The sequence below is a fragment of the Sulfurovum sp. bin170 genome (genome assembly GCF_010892395.1).
Classification (GTDB): domain Bacteria; phylum Campylobacterota; class Campylobacteria; order Campylobacterales; family Sulfurovaceae; genus UBA1140.
The window spans coordinates 1-7,981 of sequence record NZ_JAACKB010000162.1 but is presented as its reverse complement, the minus strand read 5'-3'; the positions used below and the strand labels follow the sequence as shown (position 1 = coordinate 7,981).

General features: G+C 37.4%; 9 protein-coding genes. 8 read left to right on the top strand and 1 reads right to left on the bottom strand.

The genetic code is table 11. From position 1 onward, the window contains the following. Positions 1 to 682: ribonuclease HI (locus GSY74_RS03840; protein WP_164663786.1), on the top strand; the 682-nt coding region annotated here is incomplete at its 5' end. 7 nt (positions 683 to 689) lie between these two features. Here the strand turns inward: GSY74_RS03840 and GSY74_RS03835 are convergent. Next, positions 690 to 1,661 carry a polysaccharide deacetylase family protein gene (locus GSY74_RS03835; RefSeq protein WP_164663785.1) on the bottom strand — a complete coding sequence of 324 codons (972 nt, stop codon included), beginning with the start codon at positions 1,659 to 1,661 and terminating at the stop codon, positions 690 to 692. 161 nt (positions 1,662 to 1,822) lie between these two features. Between GSY74_RS03835 and GSY74_RS03830 the strand changes: the two genes are divergently transcribed. The 7 genes from GSY74_RS03830 (at position 1,823) to GSY74_RS03800 (ending at position 7,977) form a co-directional block, all read left to right on the top strand. Continuing rightward, on the top strand, positions 1,823 to 2,665 hold the full coding sequence (locus GSY74_RS03830) for a hypothetical protein (RefSeq protein ID WP_164663784.1): 843 nt from the start codon (positions 1,823 to 1,825) through the stop codon (positions 2,663 to 2,665). A gap of 47 nt (positions 2,666 to 2,712) precedes the next feature. Next, positions 2,713 to 3,222 carry a Rieske 2Fe-2S domain-containing protein gene (locus tag GSY74_RS03825; RefSeq protein WP_164663783.1) on the top strand — a complete coding sequence of 170 codons (510 nt, stop codon included), beginning with the start codon at positions 2,713 to 2,715 and terminating at the stop codon, positions 3,220 to 3,222. A 10-nt stretch (positions 3,223 to 3,232) separates the two neighbouring features. Then, on the top strand, positions 3,233 to 4,447 hold the full coding sequence (locus tag GSY74_RS03820) for a cytochrome bc complex cytochrome b subunit (protein ID WP_164663782.1): 1,215 nt from the start codon (positions 3,233 to 3,235) through the stop codon (positions 4,445 to 4,447). Positions 4,448 to 4,457: 10 nt separating this feature from the next. Continuing rightward, on the top strand, positions 4,458 to 5,426 hold the full coding sequence (locus GSY74_RS03815; protein WP_164663781.1) for a c-type cytochrome: 969 nt from the start codon (positions 4,458 to 4,460) through the stop codon (positions 5,424 to 5,426). Between the two features lie 232 nt (positions 5,427 to 5,658). Further along, positions 5,659 to 6,357 (top strand): c-type cytochrome, encoded by a 699-nt coding sequence (locus GSY74_RS03810; protein ID WP_164663780.1) that lies wholly within the window; start codon positions 5,659 to 5,661, stop codon positions 6,355 to 6,357. 66 nt (positions 6,358 to 6,423) lie between these two features. Then, positions 6,424 to 6,894, top strand: a complete 471-nt coding sequence (locus tag GSY74_RS03805; RefSeq protein ID WP_164663779.1) for a WG repeat-containing protein — start codon at positions 6,424 to 6,426, stop codon at positions 6,892 to 6,894. Positions 6,895 to 6,906: 12 nt separating this feature from the next. Then, positions 6,907 to 7,977 carry a CAP domain-containing protein gene (locus GSY74_RS03800; protein ID WP_164663778.1) on the top strand — a complete coding sequence of 357 codons (1,071 nt, stop codon included), beginning with the start codon at positions 6,907 to 6,909 and terminating at the stop codon, positions 7,975 to 7,977. Positions 7,978 to 7,981 lie beyond the last annotated feature (4 nt).

The following is a 7,981-nucleotide window of genomic DNA, read 5'->3' as shown; positions in this document are numbered from 1 at the left end:
AGATATGGAACTCTCAACAAAAGATACAAATCTGTTTCTTCTGTTGAGGGGAAAACTAGCACTAAAAGCCCAAGAGCAGATAGTCAAAAATTATCAACTTTTGGCTGATTTTCACAAAAACAAGAGTGATGATAAAAAGAGTGAGAAAAAGGAGAAGCCTGTAGAGGTCTCGTCTGATACTATAACAATATATTGTGATGGAGCGTGTAAAGGCAATCCTGGAAAGGCAGGTAGTGGTTTGGCTATCTATCATGGTAAGAGTAAGCCAACTCTACTATATGGAGAGTATGAAGAACGAGGGACGAATAACACAGCAGAGCTAAATGCTCTCTATAAAGCGATGTTGCTTTCAAGTGAGTATGTACCATCCAAAGTTACAATATATTCTGACTCTAAATACAGTATTGATTGTGTTACCAAGTGGGCTTATGGTTGGAAGAGTAAGGGGTGGACGAAAAAAAGTGGAGAGATTAAAAATCTGGAGATTATAAAACTAGCTCATGAACTCTATGATGGTTTGAAGAGTAGAGTTGTTATCAAGCATGTCAAGGGTCACTCTGGTGTTGAGGGGAATGAACTGGCTGACCGTATGGCTGTTTTTGCTATATCTTCTCAGAGTAGTGGATATGAGGGGTATGATTATGAAGATATTGAGGATGTGCTTGGGATGAGTGAGGGGTAAAATCAATTTACTCCCCCATAAAAACCTTGACTTTTAGCTTCGTTCCAACCTGAATCCCAATTTTCATTCTCTTCCCTTTTATCTTTTTGGATGTTTTATAATCAATAATCCCATCTTTGACTTTAACGGGTCTCCATCCATGACCACGAATATAGACAAATGCTTTTTTAGCACTATTCTCAACTTTTGCTTTTACTCTTGTTAAAATTCCATTTTTTGGATAGCTTGTAGGCTCTACTATCTCTACATTATGCAACTCATCGAAATTAAGATAGGTCTTTAGCTTAGGTTTTCCAACCAAGGCACATCTATCTATATCAAAAATATCTGTCCCTTTTGAGACAGCCCCCATATTTTGGTTGAGAACAGCTTCAAAACCATACTCTTTGGTGATTCTCTCTAGTTGCTCATTATATTCACCATAGGGATAGACAAAATATTTAGGTTTGATTCCAAACTCTTTTTCAAAGATGGCTAACCCTTTGTCAAAATCCTCTCGTATCTCCTTTTCGCTCATGTTTACCATGTGGGCGTGTGCGTAAGAGTGGTACTCAAATGAACCATATTTGGCAATCTTTCTAAGTTGGTCAAAAGAGGTGTAGTCTTTGTATCCCTCTTGGGTTGCTTTTAGGTATAAGAATATCGTGAATGGGTATCCAAACTCTTTGAAGATTGGTAGACCCTTTGTATAGAAGCTTTTGAAGTTATCATCTATGGTTAATACAATCCAGTTATCTGGAATCTCTCTGTCCTCTTTTAAAGCGTTGATTAGGGTCTCTAGTTTTACAACTTTATAGCCATTTTTTTTGAAATAGTTAAACTCTTTTCGTAGCTCTGCTATGCTTGTATTGGTTGAGGGGTGTCGGGTATCTCCAAACCTATGATAGACAAATATGTGTGCATCTGCTTGGAGGAGTGAGGAGGATGTAGTGAGTAGATAGAGGAGGAGTAGGATAGATAATTGGAATCTTTTTAGCATGGAGATTTCCTTTTTTGAGTCGAATTATATCGTATTCATTTTAACAAAATGGTGTTTCAAAACCTCAAATATGATGTTTGTGGTAGAGAGTTTTGAGTTGAACAAGAGAGAATAGCTATAAGTTGTATTAAAATAGGAGAAATTGATAGATAAGGATTGATATGAAACTATATTATTATGCTCATACAGGACATAAAAATGGACTAGATAGGCTTAAGAAAGCAACCGCTCTGTTAAAGGAGTTTGATAAAAAAGGATTAGATACATTACTTTTAGTGAATGATTTTAGGGCAAGTTTGGTGGCTAGAGAGTTTGGGATTGCTGATTCTGTTCATATCGAGACGATACAAGATATAGATGCAATTGCAACGCATGGCGATGTTGTTATTATAGATAGTCCAGAGGATGATAGAGGGAGATTGGAGAAGTATTGTCGTGAGTTTAGACATGTTTTTAGATTTGCACAGAGTGAGGATGATGCTTCTCGTTATGGTGAAACCGTCCTTGATGAACCTGTGGTCATTGATGAGATCTATTTTGAGGAGTATGAGAAAGAGGATAGAACAGTTTTCTTTTTGAGTGATTCGGATGCAGATAAAACCATACTGTCCAATGCTGATTTCTTTAAAGATATGGATATGGAGCTACTTTTAGGACACTACTTTTATGTCAAATATGAGGATGATTTAGCCAAAATATTTAAAAAGTTACATGAAGCGGAGGAGTATATCGAGCTGATTTGTAAAAGTGAACGAATAGTGACAACTTCCCTACAGTGTGTATTTGAAGCGAGGGTTAGTGGGGCTAAAGTGGTCTATATTTTAACTAAACCTTTGAGTGTAAATATAAAAAAAATATTAAGTTTGCTACAAGTTGAAACGCTCAATGGCTTTGATAGACACAGTTATCAACAAGTGGTGTTTCCTAATACTTTGGATTGTCACCGAAACACCCAAAAGGCTAAAAAAATTGTCTCAAATATGATGAATATCATCAATTTATAGTAATTGTTTTGCCATAATAGGAATGAAATTAATTACAAAGGAAAGGTATGAGTAGTAGAAGAGACTTCATGGGTATGGCTCTGGGCGGTTTTACAGCCCTCGGTAGTATCGGTGCATTATATGCAATGAAAAAATCTTGGGATCCACTTCCAAGTGTAAAAGCTGCAGGTTTTACAACAATCGATTTGACAGACGCTAAAGAGAATGAGATAACCACCAAAGAGTGGAGGGGTAAACCAATCTTTTTGATGAAAAAGTCAAAAGATATGAAGCCACATGATAGAGATATTGTAGTAGGAGAAGATAGATATTTGGTAAATGTGGGGTTATGTACACACTTGGGTTGTATTCCTTCTTATAAACCAGCAGAAAAAGAGTTCTTGTGTGCCTGTCATGGTGGAAAATTTGATGCTTCTGGTGTCAATCTACCTAACTTGCCACCTGTTGTGCCATTGGATATTCCTCCATTTAGTATAAGTGGAACAAAAATGGTACTAGGTGGAACTGGTCCTGAATATGAGAAGTTGTTAGCCGATGGCCTAACAAGAAAGGTATAGGGGGTAGATTATGGCACGAATTGAAGGCGCAAAAAGCGTATATGAGTGGTTAGACCAACGGATAGCTATCACCACACTTAACAAAGTTATGCAGACAGAGTACTGGATTCCAAAGAACATTAACTTCTTATGGGCGATGGGTATGGTTTTGGCTGCTACATTTGGAATATTGACCATTAGTGGTATTTTCCTTTTAATGTACTATAACCCAAGTGTAGATTTGGCATTTGATAGTGTAAACTACTTGATTATGACAGAGGTTGGTTATGGTTGGTTGTGGAGACATGTTCATGGTATTGGTGCATCACTAGTATTCTTGATTATCTATATCCACATGTTTGTAGGTATCTATTATGGTTCATATAAAAAAGGTAGAGAGCTTATCTGGATTTCAGGTATGTTACTGTTTGTACTTTTTTCAGCTGAAGCATTCTCTGGATATATGTTACCTTGGGGACAGATGAGTTACTGGGCTGGTATGGTTATTACCAATCTATTTGCTGGTGGTTCACTAGAGGCTACAGGTTTTGTTGAGTGGATTAGAGGGGATTATGTTCCTGCTCAAGCGTACTTGACACGATTCTTTATGCTACATGTATTCTTGCTGCCATTGTTGATTATCGGTGCGATTGTATTCCACTTCGGAACACTTAGAATCCCACATGTTAACAACCAAGATGGTGAAGATTTTGATTATGATGAAGCTGCAGAGCTTTACAAAGCTGGTAAGGTAAAAGAGTCTAAGGTTATTCCGTTTAGCCCTGTATTCTTAAGTAAAGATGTATTTGTAATGGGTGTCTATTTTGTCCTGTTCTTCTATCTTGTCTTCTACCACTTTAACTTTGCAATGGACCCAGTAAACTTTGACCCTGCAAACGGACTTAGTACTCCTGCACACATCTATCCTGAGTGGTATTTCTTGTGGTCGTATGAGATTCTTAGACCGTTCCCAACAGATTTAGGTCTGATTGCATTTGCGATTTCACAAGTTATCTTTATGATGCTTCCATTCTTGGATAGAAGTCCAAATGTTGCACCTGCAAACAAAAGAGGATTGTTCCACTTCTGGTTCTGGGCGATGTTGATTAATGTCATTGTCTTGACATTTATGGGTAAACTTCCACCTGAGGGTATTTGGAATGTAATTGGATTCTGGGCAGCGATTATGTTCTTTGTTCTATGGATTATATTACCAATCATAACAAAATTAGAAAAAAAGATATAAGGAGTATAAGATGAATAAAGAACTGAAAATATTCGGAGTTGTTGCAGTCTTAACTCTAATATTATACTGGGGAGTTGAGCCATTCGCTCACGGACAGATGCATAAGCATGTAGATTATAACGAGTTGAAATATGATGGTAAAGCAGATATTGCAGAGGCATCAAAAGATACCGTAGAAGCAAAAAAAGCTTTTTGGGCAGATGTTAAAACAATATCTGCACTCAAAGGTGACGCAGTAGCTGGTGAAGCTACTTATGCAATGTGTATGGGTTGTCACATGGATGGTGCTGCCAATATGGGTGGTGTTATTCCTCCTGTATTAGACCATGCAGGTACTATATATGACAAAGATTACTTGATTGCGTTGATTAAAGACCCAGCGATGGCATCTAATGTTGACCACAAGTATGCTGATACGATGACACACCCAATGGGTAGCATCAAAGCGATGGTCTCAGAGCCACAAGATATTGCGAATGTTGTTGCATACTTGAAAGCAAATAAGAGTGGTCTCGTAACACCAAAACAAGCATATGAAGAGGCTTGTGGACGATGTCATGCCAACAGATATGTTAAATGGACACAAATTGGTACAGTTCCTGCAACTGAGAGAAATCTCGCTACAGGTGCTGATATTGATGCGTTGAAGTTCAAACAAGCTGTAGCAGAAGAGCAATCGTTGGTTGCTGACTATATGGGTAAACTTCCGCCTGATTTGTCTATGATAATCAGAGCTAGAAGTCACCATTTCCTAGAGACATTCATCGAGAATCCTCAAGGTCAAATGGCTGGTACAGCTATGCCTAGAGTAGGGGTTAATCAAGAAGGTATGGATAAAGTTATGGCATATCTTGAAATTTCAGGTGACCCTAGTAAACCAGCTAGAGAGGCACTTGGACCATGGGTAATTCTATTCTTTATCATATTCACAGTGTTGGCTTATTACTGGAAACAAGCTATGTGGAAAGACCACTATTAATTCCGTGGAGACAAGGCATGCCTTGTCTCTACTTTGAATGAGGAGGGGTTTTTGACCTTCTTCCTCAAAACTTCTCCTCTTTTTTTAACACACATCTTATTTTTAAATACTTTAAGGTTAAACTATTTGAAAATAGGATTAAATAAGAGTGGTTTACTCTTATTTAAGGAGAGTTGTATTATAATTGATACCAATAACTATTATAATGGTTAATTATAAAAAGGATACTCTGATGAAAAAAATATATCTCTCCCTTGCCACACTCCTCTTGCTTACTGGGTGCATAAATGACAAGCCAAAGCAGAAGCTAGATGGTGAAGAGCTGTTGACTCAAAAATGTGCATCCTGTCACAATTTGGATATGCCACCTAAGAACTATGATAATGAGATTGCCCCCTCCCTTATGGCAGTTACCTTTCATCTCAAAGATTTAATAACATCAAGCAATCCATCAGAGCATAAGTCCAAAATTATCTCTTTTGTACAGGATTATGTTGTCAATCCTACGGCTGAAAAATCAATATGTGACAAAGCAAGTCTGGATAGCTATGGTCTTATGCCATCACAAAAAGGAAAAGTCACCGACGATGAGGTAGAGGCGATGGTTGAATATATGTATGAGTATTATGACAACAAAAAACTCCTAGAGCAACTCGCAGAAGAGAGACGACTTAAGAATATGCCACCACATGAGCGAGTGATGGAGCAAAAAGGGTGTCTAACATGTCATGGTATGGAAAAAGATAAGGTGGTAGCCCCATCCTTTAAGATGATATCTGATAAATATGAGAAAAAAGATAGAGAGATGCTTATTCAAAGTATCAAAGATGGAACAAAGGGAAAATGGGAGAACAGAAAGCTTCCGATGCCTTCATTTAAAAAGATAAGTGATAAGGATGTTGAAGGGGTGGTGGATTGGATATTGAGATAGGGGACTTGACCTTTATCTCCTAAGATTTTTATTTTATATCGCTATAATCAAAAGAAAAGGTATTTTATGAGACTTTTTCTTTTATCTTCTATATCTCTACTTCTCTTACCTCTACTCTTTTTTGGGTGTAGCTCTACACAAATCAAAGAGAGAGAAGAGTACTCTACTTATCTTAGTAGAGATTATCTTCAAAATTTAGACTTTTCAGGGCAAGATTTGGTTGCTACACTTATTGGAAACAGTTGGTACTATGTAAGAGAAGATGGTAAAGCAATCTCTGTTATTAGAGATGATAATGGAGAAGCTGATAGATTTAGAGAGGGCTTAGCAAGAACAAGAATTAATGGTAAAATAGGATTCTTTAACAAAACTTTGGATATAGTATTAAAACCTATTTATGATTTCGCTTTCCCTTTTCACAATGGTATATCAGAGATATGTGTGGGCTGTCAAGAGGTGAAAGAGGGTGAGCATAGTATGCTCAATGGTGGGAGTTGGAAGAGAATCAATAGAGCAGGTCTTATATTGGAAGAGTAGGAGAGGATATTTATGTTTTTGAGGTCGATTAGATTAGTAACAGCTGTTAGTGTGATGGCTATGTTTTTAGGTTGTGGAGGTGATGATGATACAGCTTCGGAGGAGCAATCATTGGCAGAAGATATAGCCATAGTAACAGTAGGCTTACAAGAGTTGACTTCTCTTCAAGCAGAAGTGTTAAATCTACATAACGAGAAGAGAAGAAGCTACTATACAGATTCTGATTTGACTTATAGTGTGGCGTTGGAAGAGGCTGCACAGGCTTATGCTGATGTTTTGGCATCTAATGGAAGGTTTGAGCATGACCCAGAGAATGGAGTAAAAGGGTATGGAGAGAATCTTTATGCTCATAGTGAAAGGGTAGCACTTACCACTGCTGATGCTATGCCTCACTGGTATGATGAAGAGAAAGTACTCTATAACTATGCTGATGGCTCTTGTCAAGAGGACTATTATGATAATGGGAGTAGAATTAAGTGTGGACACTATACACAGGTGATTTGGCAAGAGACTAGAGAGGTTGGTTGTGCTACAGCTCAATATAAAACAGGAGATATGAAAGATGGGTTTGTTTATGTCTGTAAATATATGAAAGCTGGTAATAGTTCTATGAATGGTGAGGAGGAGAAACCATATTGTGCATCTTATGATAATAGTGATATGTATCTTGATACTGTGCCATCAAGTTTGGCTCTTGCAGGTAAAAGCTTTGCAATTGAACTTCGCGATGAGGATAGGGTGGCTTGTACAAAAGTAGATAGTTTTAACTCTGCCATTGAGTTTTCTGCTGATTTGAAAACAGCAAAAATTGAAAATTTTGAGATGGCGACACTTACCTATAATGGTGAACCTGCAAAGAACAGTTTAGATTTTGATACGGTATTGATTGATGGGAAAAGCATAAAATTGAGTGGGACTAATAAAAATATACCTGCAAAAAATTATCAAAACAGTAGTATCTATATGAATTTTACAATTATAGGTGAGGCTACAGACTACTACTCTGTGGAGATAGAGTGGAATCTATTGGATAAAAGTGAACCGCTATATAGTAGAAGCATGAAGGCAAAGCTCTATAAATAGTTGT